The sequence below is a fragment of the Gordonia asplenii genome (assembly GCF_012933505.1).
GTDB lineage: Bacteria > Actinomycetota > Actinomycetes > Mycobacteriales > Mycobacteriaceae > Gordonia > Gordonia asplenii.
Map to the genome: position 1 here is coordinate 110493 of NZ_JABBNB010000013.1, position 17651 is coordinate 128143.

The following is a 17651-nucleotide window of genomic DNA, read 5'->3' on the forward strand; positions in this document are numbered from 1 at the left end:
ACGACAGCGGCGGCCTTCGCACTTCAAGTGCGAAAGCCGCCGCGTGCGGGTTGGGTGGCTTGCTTCAGTTGTGGTAGGGCTCCGCGCTCACCAGGGTGACGGAGAACTCTTTTCCGTTGGGGCCCTTGTACTTTCGTGTTTCGCCGACCTTCGCGTCGATCAGTGCCGAGCCGAGCGGGGAACTGGGGGAGTAGACCGACAGCTCGCCATCCTGAGCACCGGCCTCGCGCGTGGCGATGAGGAAGGTCTCGGCGTCGGACTCGTCGCCGTCGAAGTACACCTTGACGACCGAACCCGGCAGCGCGACGCCCGACTGAGTGGGGGCTTCGCCGACCTTGGCGTTGTTCAACAGTTCCTGCAGCTGACGGATCCGTGCCTCTTGCTGGCCCTGCTCTTCACGTGCAGCGTGGTAGCCGCCATTCTCTTTGAGGTCGCCCTCTTCGCGGCGCTCGTTGATCTCGGCGGCAATGACCGGGCGGTTGGCGATCAGCGAATCGAGCTCGGACTTGAGCCGATCATGCGATTCCTGAGTCAGCCAGGTCACCTGGGTGTCGGTCATCGGTACTCCTTTGTAGTTGAGCATGCCGCGCGATGAGCCGGCATGCGTCGGCAGTCCGGTTTATGTCGCCCGTCGACATCGGATTGCCCTAAATGCAGCAACACGACCTCATGTGAGGTCGTGTTTCCGTCTAGGATACCAGCGCGTGTGCTTTAAGGCACATCCGTTACCGACTCGTTGCCTGCGCGTAATGCTTCCTGGTACGTGGGTTCGGCTCGTTTGAGCCATCCGACGACGGCGTAGGTGATCGGCATCACCAGCAATTCGACGAGCGTCTTCCACACGAATCCGACGATGGTGTAGTTCCAGAAGTCCGACGCCGTGGAGATGCCGAGGGCGCTGGCGGCGATGGAGCAGAACACCAGCGTGTCGGCGAACTCTCCGACGACCGTGGACGAGATGAGGCGAGCCCACAGCTGCTTCTCGCCCGCACGTTCCTTCATCTTCACGATCACGAAGGAGTTGAGGAACTCGCCCACCACATACCCGGCCAGGCCCGCGAGCAAGAACTGTGGCACCACGCCGGCGACGGTGCGAAACGCCTCCTGGCCCTGGTAGAAGTCGGCGGCGGGCAGCTCGATGGTGATCCAGAAGCAAAGCGACGCCAAGAGCAGCACGGCGAAACCGGCGAAGATGGTTCGCCGCATCGCGCGGAAACCATAGACCTCGCTGATCACATCGCCGAGTACATAGGCGAGCGGGAAAAGATAGAAGGCGCCATCGGTGACCAGGCCGTTGAGGTGGAAGGGGCCCAGGTCGAGGTGCAGCCAATCGGTGAACAGCGTGACACCCTTGGTGCCGGTGATATTGCTGATCAGCATCACCCCGACGAACACGGCGACGAGAAGCGGGTAGTAGGGGCTGGCGGTGTCGGCGAAGGCGACGCGTGGGCGTCGCGATCCAGACTCGGTCGGTCCGGTTTTGGTCGGCTGGTTCATGACACCGGCTCGCTCAGGTACGGCGGCACCGTCGTCGTGCAGCCGAAGACCTCACCGATCACCGGCGGACGCGACGTGACGACTCTGCTGCCCGCGCCGACCTGTGTCGACTGGCCTGCGGGGATGAGCACCTCGCGGCGTCCCACTTCGCCGCCGTCCTTCGCTCGGGCTCGCACCACGCATGCGACGGCGGTGCCCGGGTCTTGTCGGGTGACCGTGAATTGAACGTCGATCGTCGAGCTGCTGGTGATCTTGTAGCCCGAGGCCTGACCCGAGACCTCCGGGTCGCCGAACTGGCGGTACCCGACATAGGCGATGGTGAGGCCGGCTGCCACGACCACCACAGACAACAGATAGAACCAGCGTCTGCGGCTCGACTGTGAGCGCTCGACGGGGTAGGTGGCACGAGGGCCGCTGCGGGGTCGGGGGTCGGGGGTCGCGGGCTGGTCGGTGCCCCCGTCTGAAGTTGTCACGGGTCAATACCTACCATGAAGAGCGTGAGACTGATGGCCGTGCATGCCCACCCTGACGATGAATCCAGCAAGGGTGCCGCGACGACGGCCCGTTATGCCGCAGATGGTCATGAAGTGCTGATTGTCACGCTGACCGGTGGCGAGCGGGGCGACATCCTCAACCCCGCGATGGACCGGCCCGGCATCAAAGAGAACATCGAGCAGGTCCGCCGCGACGAGATGGCGGCTGCGGCGAAGGCGCTCGGCGTCGAACAGCATTGGCTGGGATTCGTCGATTCCGGGCTACCCGAAGGCGACCCGCTGCCGCCTCTGCCGGAGGGGTCGTTCGCGGCCATCCCGATCGAGGGCCCCAATCGCGCGTTGGTCGAGGTAGTCCGCGACTTCAAGCCGCACGTCATGATCACCTATGACGAACACGGCGGCTACCCGCATCCCGACCACATCCGCTGTCACGAGGTGTCCATGGAGGCCTACGAGAAGGCGGGCGACCCCGAGGCCTACCCGGGCACCGGAGAACCGTGGACGGTGTCGAAGATCTATTACACGCACGGCTTCATCCGCAAGCGCATGCAGTTGTTCTCCGACGAGTTCGACAACCACGGCATGGACAATCCGTTCAAGGAGTGGCTCGCGCGCTGGGACGAGCGGCGCAACATCGACGATCTGATGGCGCGGGTCACCACCCAGGTCGAATGCGGCGACTACTTCGGGCAGCGCGACGACGCCCTGCGCGCCCACGCCACCCAGATCGATCCGAACGGCGTTTTCTTCGCAGTACCCTTGGAATGGCAGCGACGACTGTGGCCGACCGAGGAGTTCGAGTTGGCGAAGACACGAGTGAAGACGTCGATCCCCGAGACAGACCTCTTCGCCGGGATTGAGGACTGATGAACAGCGCTCTCGACGCGGTTACGGTGCTGGCCGTGGATCCCAAGGGACCTGAGTTCGGCAAGGCGTCACCGCTCGGACTGCTCATCATCCTGCTGCTGTTGGCTGGAACCGCATTCCTGATCTGGTCGATGAACAAGCAGTTGCGCAAACTGCCGGAATCGTTCGACACTGACCACCCCGAGGCCGATCAGGCCTTCGACGAGGGCACCGACTCGGTGACCGACCCCGATACGCCGGATCCGCTGAAGAAACGCGTACCCGACGATGACGAACGAACTCGGTAGTTCCAGCGGTCGGCATCGGCGAGTCCAAGGATGGTCGCACAGACAATGCGCGCCGCGTCGACGAGGTGTGTTCCGGTGAGCGCTGAGCGATGATGGACGGCGTGAACAGACTTGGTGTCGCGACCAGCCCATATCTTCTGCAGCACGCCGACAACCCAGTCCATTGGCGGGAGTGGAGTCCCGGGGCATTCGCCGAGGCCGCGCGTCGCGACGTTCCGATTCTGCTGAGCGTCGGTTACGCCGCCTGTCACTGGTGCCACGTGATGGCGCACGAATCGTTCGAGAATGACGCGATCGCCGCGCAGATGAACGACGAGTTCGTCTGCATCAAAGTCGATCGGGAGGAACGTCCCGATATCGACGCGATCTACATGAACGCGACTGTTGCGATGACCGGTCAAGGCGGTTGGCCGATGACCTGTTTTCTCACCCCCGACGGTGAGCCGTTCTTCTGCGGCACCTACTTTCCGCCGCGTTCGCGCAACGGTCAGCCCGGGTTCGCCGAACTGATGACCGCGATCACCGAGGCGTGGCTCAATCGGCGCGACGAGGTGACGAAGGTCGGCGCGCAGGTCGCCGGGCATCTGAGCTCCGCGTCCAGCGGATTGCCCGCGGCCACAATCGGTCTCGACGCCGGCTTGTTGGCTCGGGCCGTCGGCGCGCTCGTCGCCGACGAGGAGCCCGCGCACGGCGGATTCGGTGGCGCACCGAAGTTTCCGCCGTCGGCTCAGCTCGAAGCGTTGCTGCGCTGTGCCGAACGCGGCGGCGACGCCAGCGCACTCGGCGTCGTCGAGCGGGCGGCGGAGGCGATGGCCCGCGGCGGCATCTACGACCAGCTGGCCGGCGGTTTTGCCCGCTACGCCGTCGACATCGCTTGGGTGGTACCGCATTTCGAGAAGATGCTCTACGACAACGCGCAGCTCCTACGGGTGTACGCACATCTGTCGCGGGTCGGATCCGACACCACCGCCGCGATGGCAGTGCGCGTAACCGCCGAGATCATCGACTTCTTGGTCGCCGACTTGCGTGTCACCGGTGGCTTCGCGTCGTCGCTCGACGCCGACACCGACGGCGTCGAAGGCCTCACTTACGTGTGGACACGCGAACAGTTCGATCAGCTCCTCGGCGATGATGCCGATTGGGCTGCAACACTTTTCACAGTCACCGAGTCGGGAACTTTCGAGCACGGCGCGTCGACGCTGCAACTGCCCACCGATCCCGACGACGCCGAGGGTTTCGCTTCGGTCGTCGACCGGCTGCGGGCCGCTCGCGCACAACGCCCGCAGCCCGGCCGCGATGACAAGGTTGTCACCGCCTGGAACGCCATGGCGATCACCGCGCTCGTCGAGGCGGGCACGGCGTCGAGCAGGACCGACTGGGTCGACCTCGCCGCGTGGTGCGCCGACGAACTGCTCACCCGCCACATCGTCGACGGCGAACTGCGTCGCACGTCGCTGGGCGGAGGGGTCGGGTCCACGCCCGGCATGCTCGACGACCACGCCGCACTGGTCACCGCCCTGCTGACGCTGTCCGCGGCAACCGGGCGCAGCCGTTGGCTCGACGCCGCGATCACCTTGTTGGACAAGGCGATCGATCTCTTCGTCGACGTCGAGTCGCCCGGCTCGTGGTTCGACGCCCCGCCCGGCGTCGTCGGCTTGCTCACCCGTCCACGTGACCCGGCCGACGGTGCCACACCGTCGGGCGGATCGCTGATGGCGGAGGCGTTGCTGACAGCGTCGATGCTCGCCGATCCCGCGAAGGCGGGCCGCTACCTGGAGCTCGCCGACGCCACCCTCGGTCGCGCGAGCGTGCTGTTCGCGAAAGCCCCACGCGCAGCGGGACATTGGCTGGCGGTCGCAGCGGCACGCGTCGACGGTCCGGTGCATGTGACGGCGACGTCGTCCGAATTACTCACCGCGGTAAGACAATTGGGACGCGGAGGCGTGGTGGTGACCGGGGGAGGTTCGGGACTGTCGGAGGGCCAGCCCGACGGGACGGCGATGGTCTGCCGCGGCACGACGTGCTCGCTGCCGGTGCTGACGGTGGAGGAGTTGGCGGCGTTGCTGTAGGACGACAGCCCGCTGGTAATCAGAAACCCGGAAAACTCACGGATGCCTTGGGCTGAGATTGGGTTTCTGTGAGGAAATCAGGTTTCTGTGCGAGATTCGGCCCAGGATGAAACCGAAACGGTCACCGCTGCGTCTATTCACGCATGAGACCGATCCAGTCAATATCCACGCGCGCCGAACTGCTTGCGCTCGGCTTCACCGATGAAGCCATTCGGCGGGCCGCCAAGACAGGCACGTTGGACTATCTGGGACCGGGTTTATACGGTCCGCGCGACGACGATGGAACTCGTGAATCGCGCCACCGCGGCGTTGTGCAGGCGTGGGCGCGGAAGGTTGCGAGCGGTCCACGAGGTGAGAGGCGGGCGTTGGCGGAGGTATCCGCAGCGGCGGCGTTGGGCCTTCCGCTATTCGGACTGCCGGTCAATCAGTTTGTCGCACAGGATTTTTCGCACGCGTCAGGATCGCGTTCGACTCGGAGAGTGCGATTGGTCAGTGATCGACGTCCGGTCAGTCTTGTGAACCTGGCTGATATCGCGATCCCGGTCGTGAGTCCAGCACGTACCGTGGTCGACATTGCGCGTCGGCACTCCCGCATTCCCGCGATAGTGGTCGGCGACGCCGCGCTACACGACGGTTTGTGCACGAGGTCGGAGCTTCACTACGAGCTGGATCTCGCGCGCGGGTTGTGCGGTGTGGCCCATGCGCGGGTGGCGGTGGAGTTGATGGATGGGCTGTCAGAGTCCGTTCTGGAGTCGCGCAGCCGAATCGAGATGCGTGACGCGGGGTACCTGTTCCCGAGCTTCAGCCCTCGTTTTATGTCGGTGGAATATGCCTTGGGCGGGCCGACTTCTGGTGGCCCGAGTTCTTGTTGATCGGTGAAGCAGATGGCGTTCTGAAGTACCGCGATGACGCCGCTGCGGCTTACCGCGAGAAGCAACGTACTGACGCCTTCAACCAGGTCGGCATCAGGGTGGTCCGCTGGAACTGGCGCCATGCCAACAATCCCGCGGAGTTGTCAGACCGGGTTGTCGCCAAGATGTCCCCGCCGTTGGCGCCACTGGATCCTGCGGTCGTCCTCATGCACGCGGTTCCGCGTGGATGAGGACGATTCTGCGCAGACGCACGCTTTTCTCACAGATGGCCGCGATCCGAGAGTGGCATCTGTGAGGAAATCGTGTTTCTTGGCTGCGGCTCTGAAAGCTTTACGCCGACAGGACGTCCAGCGTTCGGGTGGGCTCGGCGTCGGACAGCAGCGCCGTTCCAGCCGGGATGAAGGTCAGCTTCGCGCCGAAATCGATGGGCTGGTCCAGGAATCGGGCGATGAAGGATCGAGAGAAGTGGCCGTGCGAGACGATGACAACGTCGCGGTCCATCATGATGTCGGTGGCGTGCTTGATGGCGTCGTCGACGCGAATTGTCATGTCCGCCACCGACTCTCCGCCCGGCGCCCCGTGGGTGAAGATGGTCCACGACGGGTCGAGCTCAGCCTGGATGTAGATCCGGGTGAGTCCCTCGTAGTCGCCGTAGTCCCACTCGGCGACCAATTCGGTTGTCTCATCGACGGATAGGCCTGCGAGTTCGGCGGTACGTCGGGCCCGCAGTCGAGGCGAGCAGATGACGTATGGGTCGTCGAGTTGCAGACTTGCGATATGCGCGGCGAGATCGCGGGCACCGCTCTCGCCGAGGGGTGTGAGATCGATGTCGGTCCGTCCGGTGTGGCGTCCGTTGATGGCCCACTCGGTCTGTCCGTGTCGGACGAGCAGCAGTCGGTGGCCGGTGCGAGAGTCCATTCTGGGAACTGTAGTGGGCCGTGCTACGCTGGACGGCGTGATCAGCACAGTGCGCGCCTATTGGCGGTTCTTTATCGAGGCTCCGGGTGAGCCTGTGATGAAGCGCTGACGAGCGCGCACACGCACTACCCGGAGCCGAGCAGCGACCAACAAGGTTGCTGCTCTTCGCATCTCCGGGTGAAGTGGTGAGCCTTCGCTTGAGCCCGGACTCCGGCTTCATCTCAGCGAAAGGTACAAAATGACCACCTCCGATCAGATTCTCGACGCGGCGTCGACCTCCGACCGGCGGATCCGCTCCTTCCGGGCGATTCCCTCGCCGGACACCCTGCGCAGCGAACTGCCGTTGACCGCCCGACGCGCGGTGGCGGTGGCCCGCGACCGCGAAGAGATCGCCGAAATCCTGGCCGGACGCGACAACCGGCTGCTGGTAGTCGTGGGTCCGTGCTCGGTCCACGACCCCATCGCCGCAATCGATTACGCGCGCCGTCTCGCGCCGCTGGCCACCGAATACGCCGGCACGCTCAAGATCGTGATGCGCGTGTACTTCGAGAAGCCGCGCACCACGGTGGGCTGGAAAGGCCTGATCAACGACCCGGGCATGGACGGCACCTTCGACGTCGAGCGGGGTCTGCGCACCGCGCGCTCGCTGCTGCTCGACATCATCGACCTCGGCCTGCCCGTGGGCTGCGAATTCCTCGAACCCACCAGCCCGCAGTACATCGCCGACGCCGTCGCGTGGGGTGCGATCGGCGCGCGCACCACCGAGTCGCAGGTGCACCGCCAGTTGGCGTCGGGCTTGTCGATGCCGGTCGGGTTCAAGAATGGCACCGACGGCAACGTCCAGGTAGCGGTCGACGGTGTGAATGCCGCTGCGGCACAACATGTCTTCTTCGGCGTCGACGACTTCGGCAAGGGCGCGGTCGTGGAGACCGCCGGCAACGAGGACTGCCACGTGATCCTGCGCGGCGGCACCGCCGGACCCAACTACGACGCCGAGTCCATCGCCGAGGCTGTCGCCGTGATCGCGAAAACCTCACTGCCGCAACGCGTCATGGTCGACTGCTCGCATGCCAACTCCGGCAAGGACCACGTCCGGCAGGCAGTCGTCGCCGGCGAGATCGCCGACCTGCTCGCCTCGGGCAACACGTCGATCAGCGGCGTGATGCTGGAGAGCTTCCTAGAGGCGGGTGCGCAGTCACCCGACGCGCAGCCGCTCGTCTACGGCAAGTCGGTCACCGACAAGTGCATGGACTGGGCCGCGACCACGGTGGTGCTGGCGCGGTTGGCGCAGGCCAACCGCACCATCACCTCACCGGTGGCGTAGCCGCGAAACGCTGCGCAGCCCGGCGTCGAACATGAGAAACCCGACAAGCGTGACGCCGAGCAACGGAACGAACCAGCCGACGACCGCTGCTGTGACGACGACGCCCGCCATCGCGGGATATGGCGCGGCCCGCCAGGCTCCCGCCGGGGGCGGCGGGCCGAGCGGGGCGGTGCCGCGGCGGGGTCGGCGACGCCACCACATCACGTAGCCGCGAACGATCACGGTCAGCAGCGCGATACACAGGGCGAGCAGGCCGAGTTGGCTGACCACGCCGAACAGAATGCCCATGTGCAGCTGAATGCCCCATTCGGCGAGTTTCGCCACGAACGGCCAGTCGGCGAACCGGGCGACGTCGACGACGGTATTCGACGCGCCGTCGACCGCCACCACGTCTCGGGAGAACACCCACGGCTCGCGGGACTGCTGCACCCGGTAGGCAGTCGCCGAGTCGGCCGGAATGGAGACCTCGACAACGCCGTGCAAACCTGCCGAGCGGGCCGTCGCGACGACGGCGTCGAGACGGGAAATGGTGGTAGACAAGGCTTCCGGTGAGAAGGCTTCCGGTGGCGCGGCCGACGAGGTGTCCATCGGCACCCCGTGATGCTCGTGGCCCAGCGTCGTGCTCACCGAAGGAGCGTTCCAGTTCAACGCCGATCGAAGGTCGGTGACGTTCTCACCCGCGAACTTCGACCAGGTCAGACCGGTCGCGGAGAGGAACACCAACCCGACGACGAGCCAGATGCCCACTGCACCATGCCAATTCACGGTGCGGGCCAGCCGGGCACCCGGCGTCGACGCCGATCGGGACCGGTCGACGCTCAGCAATCGCGTGTCGCGGCCGGCCCGCCGCTGTTTGCGGAATCTGTTGATCCACAGGGCGAGTCCGCCCAGCGCGATGACCCACAACCACGACGCCGCGAGCTCGCTGTACACCCGACCCGGCTCGCCGAGGTGAGAGTTGCGGTGCAACTGGTCGATCCACGCGCGCATCGGGAGCGCGCCCGAGCTGCCGTAGACCTGCAGCGCGCCCTGGGACGTCGCGGTCGCCGGATCGATGAACACCGACCAGCGATACGACTCGCCGAGCGACGGGTCGTCGAACAGCACCCGGGTGGTAGCGCCGTCGATACCCGGCTGCACGGCGGTCGGTGTGAGGTCGGGCAGTACCCGCCGCGCCGCTTGGACTTGAGCGGCAACCGATTTCGCCGGTCCGGCGGCGTCGGCGTGCAGATAGCCGCGGTAGGCGAGGTTCTCCAGCGTCGGAGCGACCGCATACATCGCACCGGTGACGGTGGCGACGATGAGGAAGGGCGCGACCAGAATGCCCGCGTAGAAGTGGAGGCGACGAAGCAGCGGAGTCATCGAAGACGGGCGACGCGGGGGTCGGGACTCGTGGGAATCAGCCTGGGACGGATCGGATTTCGGGGTCGTAGAAGAGACCGGTGGTGAAGACATGCATGACTCATTTCGCGAATAGTCGGGTGGCGCGCCGGGATGACCGGGCGCGCAAGGGAATTCAGTGCGAGATGAGTACAGGGGGCGGGCCGCGGGTGACCGCGGTCGCCGACAGAACGAGGCCGTGCGGTGCCCGGATGGTCGGGGACACGGCAACCCACATCGGCGCGTCGGCCTGCGGCGAATCGCCCAGTACGATGACCAGCCGATGCAATAACGACATCGCCCACACCGCAGCGGATTCGGCCAGTCGGATCAATACGACGTCGATCGCGGCGGTGAGAGCGTGAAATGCGAGCATCGTCGGGGTGACGCCGAGCCCGACGTGGCCGTGATGTGCGGTGACGAGCAGCGTCGCGTGGCCGACGGTCTGGCCGGTGACGATCACCGCGAGCAGCGGCAGCAGCGCGCCGCGGGCGACGGTGACGCTCGACGCGGTGGCGCCGAACGCGGCGCAGGCCACGACGAGCAGCGCCAGCGAGGTGGTCGACGGTGAGTCACCGCCGCCGAGCCCGTGCGCGACGACGCTGGTGCCGCCGGATAAGCCGCCGGCGACACAACCGCGTACGCGGCGCAGTGTCGTCGGGACGGAGGTCGGCACCCGGTCAGGGTACAGATCTTCTGGTGGACTGGGCTGGGTTGGGTTCTTCGTGTCGCCGGCCCCTCGTTACACCGAAGCTCGCGAGCTCGCTTCGGCACTCGGGGAGCGGGGGAGCGGGGCAATGCCGTCTCCGCTGGTTGAGCCGGGCCGGAGCGCTAGCGAAGGCCCGAGTCGAAACCACGTAACCCGGCGCTACGGCGCGACCAGCAGCCAGGCCGCCACGTAATGGCACAGCGCCGCGACGGCGGTGCACGCGTGGAACACCTCGTGATGGCCGAACACGCCCGGCCACGGTTCCGGCCAGCGCAGCGCGTACAGCACGCCGCCGACGCTGTAGAACACGCCGCCGACGGCGAGGAGCACCATCACCGCGACGCCGCATTGGTGAACGAGTGCCGGAGCGGCGGCGACGATGACCCAGCCGAGGATGATGTAGAGCGTCACGCCGAGCCACCGCGGCGAACCAGGCCACGCGATCTTGAGCACGACGCCGGCTATCGCACCGGTCCATACGATTCCCAGCACCCACCAGCGCGTCGGGTCGGGCAGCCCCAGGACCGTGAACGGCGTATACGTGCCGGCGATGAACAGGAAGATCATCGAATGGTCGGCGCGCTTCATCGTCACGCGGGCCTTTACCGTCCGCCAGGTGACGCGGTGATAGGTGGCACTGGTGGTGAACAAGCCGACGACGGTGATCGCGTAGACGGCGCAGGCGAGCGCGGCTCCCCCATCGCGCAGCACCGTTGCGCCGACGACGAGCGCTATGCCCGCGACTGCGGCGATGAACGCGGAGTACTGATGAATGACTCCACGCAGGCGCGGTTTGACCGGCGTCGTCGAATCCGGCGGAGTGATGACCATGCAACCTACGGTACCGTAGGTTTTGGGGTCGGCCGATCGAATGCGCGCTGTCAGTCTCGTCTCAGGTGAGCGCGTAAAGTGTCCACGGTGACAGTTGTGCAGTCGACGCGCGGGAGTGCAAGCAGGTGAAGATCCTTCCGGACCGATTGCGACGACCGATGTATCAGGTCTACGAACGTCGCCTCGTCCAACTGATGGACCCCTCACGCAATCCCCGGCATGTCGCGATCATCTGCGACGGCAACCGTCGCTGGGCACGCGAGGCCGGCTTCGACGACGTCAGTGCCGGTCACCGGGTCGGCGCCGCCAGGATCGCCGAGATGCTCGGCTGGTGCTCGGAACTCGACATCGAAACGGTGACCATCTACCTGCTTTCGACGGAGAATCTGCAGCGCGCGTCGGACGAACTCGACGCCCTCATGGAGATCGTCCCCGACATCGTCGACGAGATCTCCGCCCCCGACGGCGATTGGCGGGTACGCATCGTCGGCACCCTCGACGAACTGCCCGACGAGGTGGCGCAACGACTGCGCACGGCATCGGCGCGCACCGACGATCGCACCGGCATGAACGTCAACGTCGCCGTCGGATACGGCGGGCGCCAGGAGATCGTCGACGCCGTGCGGTCGCTGCTGACGAAGACCGCGGCCGAGGGTGCGACGCCGGAACAGCTGATCGACGCCGTGACCGTCGAGGCCATCGACCGCAACCTCTATACCCAGGGGCAACCCGACCCGGATCTGGTGATCCGCACATCGGGGGAGCAACGGCTGTCCGGATTTCTGTTGTGGCAGAGCGCGTATTCGGAGATCTGGTTCACCGATGCCTACTGGCCCGAATTCCGGCGCGTCGACTTCCTGCGGGCACTGCGCGACTACGCCGCGCGCAGCCGGCGATTCGGCAAGTAGCGACGCCTACCGACTCATCAACTGCGCCAACGCATTCACGTCCGAACTGAACGTCGAATCGGGTGGCGAACCGAACCCCACCACGATGCCGCCGCGGTCTTTCGGAGCGTCGGGATGGCGGAACTGGTCCAGACCGAAGACGAGAAACCCTGCGGCCCAAGCTTTTTCGAGGATCGCCGGTTCCGCGTCGAGGGGGCACCCGATCACGGTGTGCAGTCCGGCCGATACGCCCCCGACGTCGATGCCCGCGGTGTGCATCCGGCGAGCGAGCTCGTCTCGGCGTCGACGGTAGTACTGGCGGCTGCGTCGGATGTGGCGGTCGTACGCGCCGGAGCGGATCAACTGGGCCAGCACGAGCTGGTCGACGACGCTGGCGTCCGGTTCGCGCAAACCCTTAGCCGCGACCAACGGTCCGACGAGTTCGTCGGGGACCACCAGCCACGCGATGCGCAACGCGGGCGACAGCGTCTTGCTGACCGAACCGGTGTAGATCACCGCGTCGGGCGCGAGAGCCTGCAGCGCGCCGATGGGCTCCCGGTCGTAACGCAACTCGCCGTCGTAGTCGTCTTCGACGATGTACGACGCCCGCGACCGGGCGCGTGCGACGACGGCGGCCCGGCGCGGTGGGCTCAGCGAGACGCCGGTGGGGAACTGGTGACTCGGAGTGAGTAGGACCGGGCCGACGTCCAGCGTGTCGAGGGCGGCGATGTCCGCGCCGTCGCGATCGGTCGGAATCGGATGCGTCACAACGTCGTTCGCTTCGATCGACCAACGGTGAAAGGGCAAGCTGTAGGCCTCGACGGCCAGGTCGCCGTGCACGACGTGCTTGCTCAGCGTGATCAGCGCGGTGTGCACCGACGTGGTGAGCACGATGCGCTCCGGCGTCGTGCGGACACCTCGAACGCGGGCGAGACAGCGGGACAGTTCTTCGCGCAGTTGGTAATTGCCCTGCGGATCACCCGGGCCGAATGCCGAATGCGGGGCATCGGTGAGGGCCACCCGAGTCGCGGTGATCCAGTCGGAGCGGGGAAAGAGCCCGGGCGCGGGCGCGCCGAGACTGAAGTCGTGCTTGGGTCCGGCGTGCGCGGGCCGCGGCGGGACCGGTCGCTCGGGTGGCGCGGCGCCATGCGCCACAACGGTTCCCGAGCCCTGGCGGGCCGCCAGCCAGCCTTCGACGACGAGTTCCGAATACGCCGCCGACACCGTGCCGCGCGCGACACCGAGGTCGGCGGCAAGCGATCGATAAGGCGGCAGCCTGGTCCCGGCGGGAAGTCGGCCGTCGGTGATCGCCGCACGCAGTTCGCGGGTCAGTGTGCGCCGGATCGCGGCGCCGCGACCCTGGGTGGGTGCGGACGGGTCGGGCTGCAAGTCGAGAAACAGGTCCGTGCCGAGGCGTTCGGCGACGGCGGCCCAGTGGTCGGTCGGTGGCACAGTCCGCAAGACTACGCCGATTGGCCCAAGAATTGACCTGCTGATTGAACCGAGAATTCGGATCAATCGGCCGTTACCGTTGAGTAGAAGCAACCGAACGAAGAACACGCTCAGGGAGGGCACATGAAGATCCTGGTCATCGGAGCGAGCGGCGGCATGGGACGGCTGGTCGCCGACCGGCTGGAGAAGGCGGGCGCCGACGTCGTGCGTGCGCATCGGGCCGTCGGCGTCGACGCCTACACCGGTGCCGGTCTCGCCGAGGCGGCGCGCGGCGTCGACGTGATCGTCGAGTGCGCCAACAACATCACCCAGCGCGCGAGTAAGGCCATCGATTTCTTCGGAACCGTCGCCGCCAACGTCAGCGAGGCGGCCCGCGACGCGGGCGTGCAGCGAGTGGTGTGTCTGTCGATTGTGAATGCCGCACAGCCGCAGGTGAATTCGAAGATGGGCTACTACCAGGGCAAGGCCCGCCAGGAGGAGGTGTACCGGCGTGAGCTCGGCGACCGGGTGATCCTGTTCCGCACCACCCAATGGTTCGAACTCGGTGCGACGATGCTCGACTCGATGAGTCTCGGGCCGGTCGGCGTGATGGCCCACATGCTGTCTCGGCCACTCGCCGTCGCCGACGGTGCCGACCTGCTCGCCGACGTCGCGCTCAACGGGGGCGCCGCCGTCGTCGAGGTCGCCGGGCCCGCCGACCTCGACATGCTCGACGTCGCGCGAGAGATCGCCCGGCGTCGGGGCACGCCGCGCTGGGTGCTCGGCATCAACTTCGGTGGCAAGGTCATCCGGTCGGGAGCACTGCGTCCCGACGGTGCATTCGAGGTCACCGCCACGACTTTCGGGCAGTGGCTCGATCAGACCTACCCGGCCGCGGTCGGTGCGTGAGAAGGGAAGACGCCATGACACTCGTTCAACCGGCAGCCACCGAATCCGGTGATCCGCGTCGCATGTGGATCCCCAAGACCCACCCCGCGGTGTACAAAGCGCTGGTCGCACTGCAGCGCGCATCGTCGGCCGACCTCGATCCGACCCTGGGTGAACTGATCAAGATCCGCGCATCGCAGCTCAACGGGTGCGCATACTGCCTGCACATGCACACCAAGGACTCGATCGAACTCGGCGTCGACCCGCTGAAACTCGGCCTGATCGCCGCGTGGGAAGAGTCGACCGGAGTCTTCACCGACGTCGAACGCGCGGTCCTCGGACTCACCGACGCCATCACCCGAATCTCCGACGCCGGGGTCCCCGACGAGGTGTTCGACGCCGCGGCCGCCATCCTCGACACGCAGACCCTCGGTCAGGTGGTCGCGAGCATCGCGATGATCAACACCTGGAACCGCATCGCCATCGCGGGCAACTATCCGACGGGACTCGACGAACGGTCGCTGCGGTAGTGGGACGGACTTGTCAACCACGCGGGGCGGGGAGTGGTCTATTCGGCTGAAATCCCTCTGCTGGGCTGGTGGTGGGACCTGGACTCCGGACATACTTGTCGTGAGTTCAGGATCGTTGAGGGAGACCGATGTCCTACCCGCCCACCGGCGCATTCGAGGCGCCACGGAAGGGATCGAACCGCCCCGCCGCAATCGGCCTGGCGGTGACGGTAGCCGCCCTGGTGACGGCCATCGTGGTCGTCTGCGCGGTGGCGCTCACCTCGCGCGGCCGGTCGGTTGCCGATGAACGGCCGTCGATCACCCTGCAGGCGGTCGGAGCTAGCGCGCGCAGCCCGTTCACCGCGTCGGTCGCCAAGGGCGACACCACCGTGCAACCGGCGAACGTCGGCACGCTCAACAATCGGGGCGTCAAAGGCGTCGCCGGTACGCTTGCGGGTCTCTACGGGTCATCCGGATCGACGGCCTGCGACCCGCAGTTGCTGGCGAACTATCTCGCGAAGGATTCCTCCGCCGCAACCGCCTGGGCGAGCGCGGCCGGCGTGACCACCGCTCAAATCCCGTATTACATCAACACCCTGACGCCGGTCATCCTGCGTACCGACGCATGGGTGACGAACAACCAGTACAGCGCCGGACAGGCGCAGCCCTATCAGGCAGTGCTGCAAGCGGGTACGTCGGTGCTGGTCGATCGAACCGGTGTGCCCCGCGTTCAGTGCTCGACGGGCGCTCCGCTCGCGCCGCCCGCTCGGGCGCCGCTGAAGGGCTACAAGGCACGCGGGCAGAAGTGGAAGGACTACAACCCGAACGACGTCACGGCGGTCGACTACAGCGCCGCGGCAGTGGCCGTGCCCGACGGCGGCCGGGGCTACGAGACCGGTCAGCCGACCGTTCGAGTCGAACTCGCCCTCGTCGACATCCGGACCGGCGCGCCGCGCAGCCAACCGGTCGGCGGCGACGTGTCGCTGATCGGCCTGCCGCCGATCACCGGCGCCCTGCCCGATCCGCAGCGTGCCAATGAGCCGTTCGTCGCGACCACCGACGCGGCGGCGCACGCCAACGGAATGGATCATGCCGGTTCCGACGAACCCCTGCCGATCGTGAAACAGCAGACCGAGAGTCCCGCAGTGCCTTCCGTGCCCTCCGTGTCGTCCGTCCCATCGGTCCCGACAACCGAAAACATCGCTCCGCCAACGGAATCGCTGCCGAAGCCACCGACCACCGAAGCTACGACGAGCACCTCGGCGCCGACGACTGAGAGCACGCCTGCCACGCCGACGACGCCCGCCACGCCCACGACGCCGACCACGCCCAGTGCTCCGGCAATCCCGACGGTCCCGACGCCCGGCACCACGGTCCCGACTACGACGACGCCGGGACTCGCCACGCCGACGACGGTGCCGACGGTCACGCCGACGCCCACACCGGCTACGACGAGCGCCCTACCGACGCCGGTCCATACCCCGCCGCCGGTGACCACGCCGGTCTACACGCCTCCGCCGGTGACGACGCCCGTCTACACGCCTCCGCCGGTGACAACGCCTCCGCCAGTGACCACGCTTCCGCCGGTCGTGCCGGAGACCACTACCACCACAGAGCGCCGCCATCACCACTGACGCCTGGCACTCGGCTGAATACCGTTGCGGCCCTAAAGCTTTCGCAGGCGGACCCGGTTGATCGAGTGGTCGGAGTCCTTGCGCAGCACCAAGGTCGCGCGTGGACGGGTCGGCAGGATGTTCTCAATGAGGTTGGGGCGATTGATCGACGTCCAGATGTCGTTCGCCGCGGTGGTGGCCTGCGCGTCAGTCAGTTCCGCGTAGGAGTGGAAGTGTGAATTGGGGTCGGCGAACGAGGTGGTGCGCATCTGCAAAAACCTTGAGACGTACCACTTTTCGATGTCGCGAATCTTCGCATCGACGTAGATCGAGAAGTCGAACAGATCCGACACCATCAGCGTGGGGCCGGTCTGCAGGACATTGAGCCCCTCGACGATGAGGATGTCGGGCTGCCGGATGTAATGCATCACGTCGGGGACACGGTCGTAGGTGAGGTGCGAGTACACCGGCGCGGTCACCTCGCGTGCCCCGGACTTCACCTCGGTGACGAATCGCAACAGCCCGCGGCGGTCGTAGGATTCCGGAAAACCCTTGCGGTGCATGATTCCTCGCCGCTCGAGCTCCTTGGTGGGCAGCAGGAAACCGTCGGTGGTGACCAGATCGACCTTCGGATGCGACTCCCAGCGGGCCAGCAGCGCGGCCAAGACGCGCGCCGTCGTCGACTTGCCTACCGCGACACTGCCCGCGATGCCGATGACGAACGGAACTTGGCGGCTGGTCTGCAGTTCGCCGAGGAAGGTCGACGTCGCCGCATAGAGTCGTTGTCGGGCGGCCACGCGCAGATGGATGAGACGCGACAGCGGCAGGTAGACGTCGGCGACTTCGTCGAGATCGACCTGCTCACCGAGGCCGACGAGCGATTCGAGTTCATTCTCGGTGAGCACCATCGGCATCGATTGGCGCAGGTCTCGCCACTGTTTGCGGTCGAGTTCGATATACAGACTCGGATCGCGGCCATTGGTGTCGCGTGCCATCAGCGCACCGGCGTCGTCGAAGCGAACATTGTCATAGCTTAGGCACGCGCACTGTCCATCAGCGCACCGGCGTCGCTATC

18 protein-coding genes are annotated in these 17651 nt (G+C 66.4%); 9 read left to right on the top strand and 9 right to left on the bottom strand.

What is annotated here, in order from left to right; all coding sequences use genetic code 11:
* Window positions 1–64: 64 nt before the first annotated feature.
* The 3 genes from greA to HH308_RS14155 all read right to left on the bottom strand — a co-directional run bounded on the left by greA (window position 65) and on the right by HH308_RS14155 (window position 1970).
* Window positions 65–559 (bottom strand): transcription elongation factor GreA, encoded by a 495-nt coding sequence (gene greA / locus HH308_RS14145; RefSeq protein WP_170194859.1) that lies wholly within the window; start codon window positions 557–559, stop codon window positions 65–67.
* A 152-nt stretch (window positions 560–711) separates the two neighbouring features.
* On the bottom strand, window positions 712–1497 hold the full coding sequence (locus tag HH308_RS14150; protein WP_170194860.1) for a queuosine precursor transporter: 786 nt from the start codon (window positions 1495–1497) through the stop codon (window positions 712–714).
* Window positions 1494–1970, bottom strand: coding sequence for a DUF4307 domain-containing protein (locus HH308_RS14155; protein ID WP_170194861.1), 477 nt, complete (start codon window positions 1968–1970; stop codon window positions 1494–1496). Before HH308_RS14155 ends, HH308_RS14150 begins: the two co-directional genes overlap by 4 nt.
* Window positions 1971–2003: 33 nt before the next feature.
* On the opposite strand from HH308_RS14155, the gene mca reads away from it, so the two are divergent.
* The 4 genes from mca to HH308_RS14175 all read left to right on the top strand — a co-directional run bounded on the left by mca (window position 2004) and on the right by HH308_RS14175 (window position 6086).
* Window positions 2004–2858 (top strand): mycothiol conjugate amidase Mca, encoded by an 855-nt coding sequence (mca, locus tag HH308_RS14160; RefSeq protein ID WP_211188503.1) that lies wholly within the window; start codon window positions 2004–2006, stop codon window positions 2856–2858.
* On the top strand, window positions 2858–3145 hold the full coding sequence (locus HH308_RS14165) for a hypothetical protein (RefSeq protein WP_170194863.1): 288 nt from the start codon (window positions 2858–2860) through the stop codon (window positions 3143–3145). Before mca ends, HH308_RS14165 begins: the two co-directional genes overlap by 1 nt.
* 92 nt (window positions 3146–3237) lie before the next feature.
* Complete coding sequence (locus HH308_RS14170; RefSeq protein WP_246284608.1) at window positions 3238–5214, top strand: thioredoxin domain-containing protein; 1977 nt, start codon at window positions 3238–3240, stop codon at window positions 5212–5214.
* Window positions 5215–5357: 143 nt separating this feature from the next.
* Window positions 5358–6086 (top strand): type IV toxin-antitoxin system AbiEi family antitoxin, encoded by a 729-nt coding sequence (locus tag HH308_RS14175; RefSeq protein ID WP_211188488.1) that lies wholly within the window; start codon window positions 5358–5360, stop codon window positions 6084–6086.
* 330 nt (window positions 6087–6416) lie between these two features.
* On the opposite strand, the gene HH308_RS14180 is transcribed toward HH308_RS14175, so the two are convergent.
* Window positions 6417–7004, bottom strand: a complete 588-nt coding sequence (locus tag HH308_RS14180) for a histidine phosphatase family protein (RefSeq protein ID WP_170194865.1) — start codon at window positions 7002–7004, stop codon at window positions 6417–6419.
* Between the two features lie 238 nt (window positions 7005–7242).
* Between HH308_RS14180 and HH308_RS14185 the strand changes: the two genes are divergently transcribed.
* Entirely contained in the window at window positions 7243–8328 is a 1086-nt protein-coding gene (locus HH308_RS14185) for a 3-deoxy-7-phosphoheptulonate synthase (protein WP_170194866.1), read from the top strand.
* On the opposite strand, the gene HH308_RS14190 is transcribed toward HH308_RS14185, so the two are convergent.
* The 3 genes from HH308_RS14190 to trhA all read right to left on the bottom strand — a co-directional run bounded on the left by HH308_RS14190 (window position 8314) and on the right by trhA (window position 11248).
* Complete coding sequence (locus HH308_RS14190; protein WP_170194867.1) at window positions 8314–9783, bottom strand: PepSY-associated TM helix domain-containing protein; 1470 nt, start codon at window positions 9781–9783, stop codon at window positions 8314–8316. The genes HH308_RS14185 and HH308_RS14190 overlap by 15 nt on opposite strands.
* Window positions 9784–9844: 61 nt before the next feature.
* Entirely contained in the window at window positions 9845–10384 is a 540-nt protein-coding gene (locus HH308_RS14195; protein WP_170194868.1) for a hypothetical protein, read from the bottom strand.
* A 192-nt stretch (window positions 10385–10576) separates the two neighbouring features.
* Window positions 10577–11248 (bottom strand): PAQR family membrane homeostasis protein TrhA, encoded by a 672-nt coding sequence (trhA, locus tag HH308_RS14200; RefSeq protein ID WP_170194869.1) that lies wholly within the window; start codon window positions 11246–11248, stop codon window positions 10577–10579.
* Window positions 11249–11373: 125 nt separating this feature from the next.
* On the opposite strand from trhA, the gene HH308_RS14205 reads away from it, so the two are divergent.
* On the top strand, window positions 11374–12156 hold the full coding sequence (locus tag HH308_RS14205) for an isoprenyl transferase (RefSeq protein WP_170194870.1): 783 nt from the start codon (window positions 11374–11376) through the stop codon (window positions 12154–12156).
* 6 nt (window positions 12157–12162) lie between these two features.
* On the opposite strand, the gene pdxR is transcribed toward HH308_RS14205, so the two are convergent.
* The gene (pdxR, locus tag HH308_RS14210; RefSeq protein ID WP_312870591.1) at window positions 12163–13587 is read right to left on the bottom strand and encodes a MocR-like pyridoxine biosynthesis transcription factor PdxR; all 1425 of its coding nucleotides are present in this window, start codon (window positions 13585–13587) and stop codon (window positions 12163–12165) included.
* Between the two features lie 123 nt (window positions 13588–13710).
* Here pdxR and HH308_RS14215 point away from each other — a divergent pair, with 123 nt between their 5' ends.
* The 3 genes from HH308_RS14215 to HH308_RS14225 all read left to right on the top strand — a co-directional run bounded on the left by HH308_RS14215 (window position 13711) and on the right by HH308_RS14225 (window position 16597).
* Window positions 13711–14475, top strand: a complete 765-nt coding sequence (locus tag HH308_RS14215; protein ID WP_170194872.1) for an SDR family oxidoreductase — start codon at window positions 13711–13713, stop codon at window positions 14473–14475.
* 14 nt (window positions 14476–14489) lie between these two features.
* On the top strand, window positions 14490–14984 hold the full coding sequence (locus HH308_RS14220) for a carboxymuconolactone decarboxylase family protein (RefSeq protein ID WP_246284601.1): 495 nt from the start codon (window positions 14490–14492) through the stop codon (window positions 14982–14984).
* Window positions 14985–15112: 128 nt separating this feature from the next.
* Window positions 15113–16597: a DUF6777 domain-containing protein gene (locus HH308_RS14225; protein ID WP_170194873.1), complete on the top strand. Its 1485-nt coding sequence runs from the start codon at window positions 15113–15115 to the stop codon at window positions 16595–16597.
* A 32-nt stretch (window positions 16598–16629) separates the two neighbouring features.
* Here HH308_RS14225 and coaA read toward each other — a convergent pair whose 3' ends face one another.
* Complete coding sequence (gene coaA, locus HH308_RS14230; RefSeq protein ID WP_170194874.1) at window positions 16630–17571, bottom strand: type I pantothenate kinase; 942 nt, start codon at window positions 17569–17571, stop codon at window positions 16630–16632.
* Window positions 17572–17651: the final 80 nt, after the last annotated feature.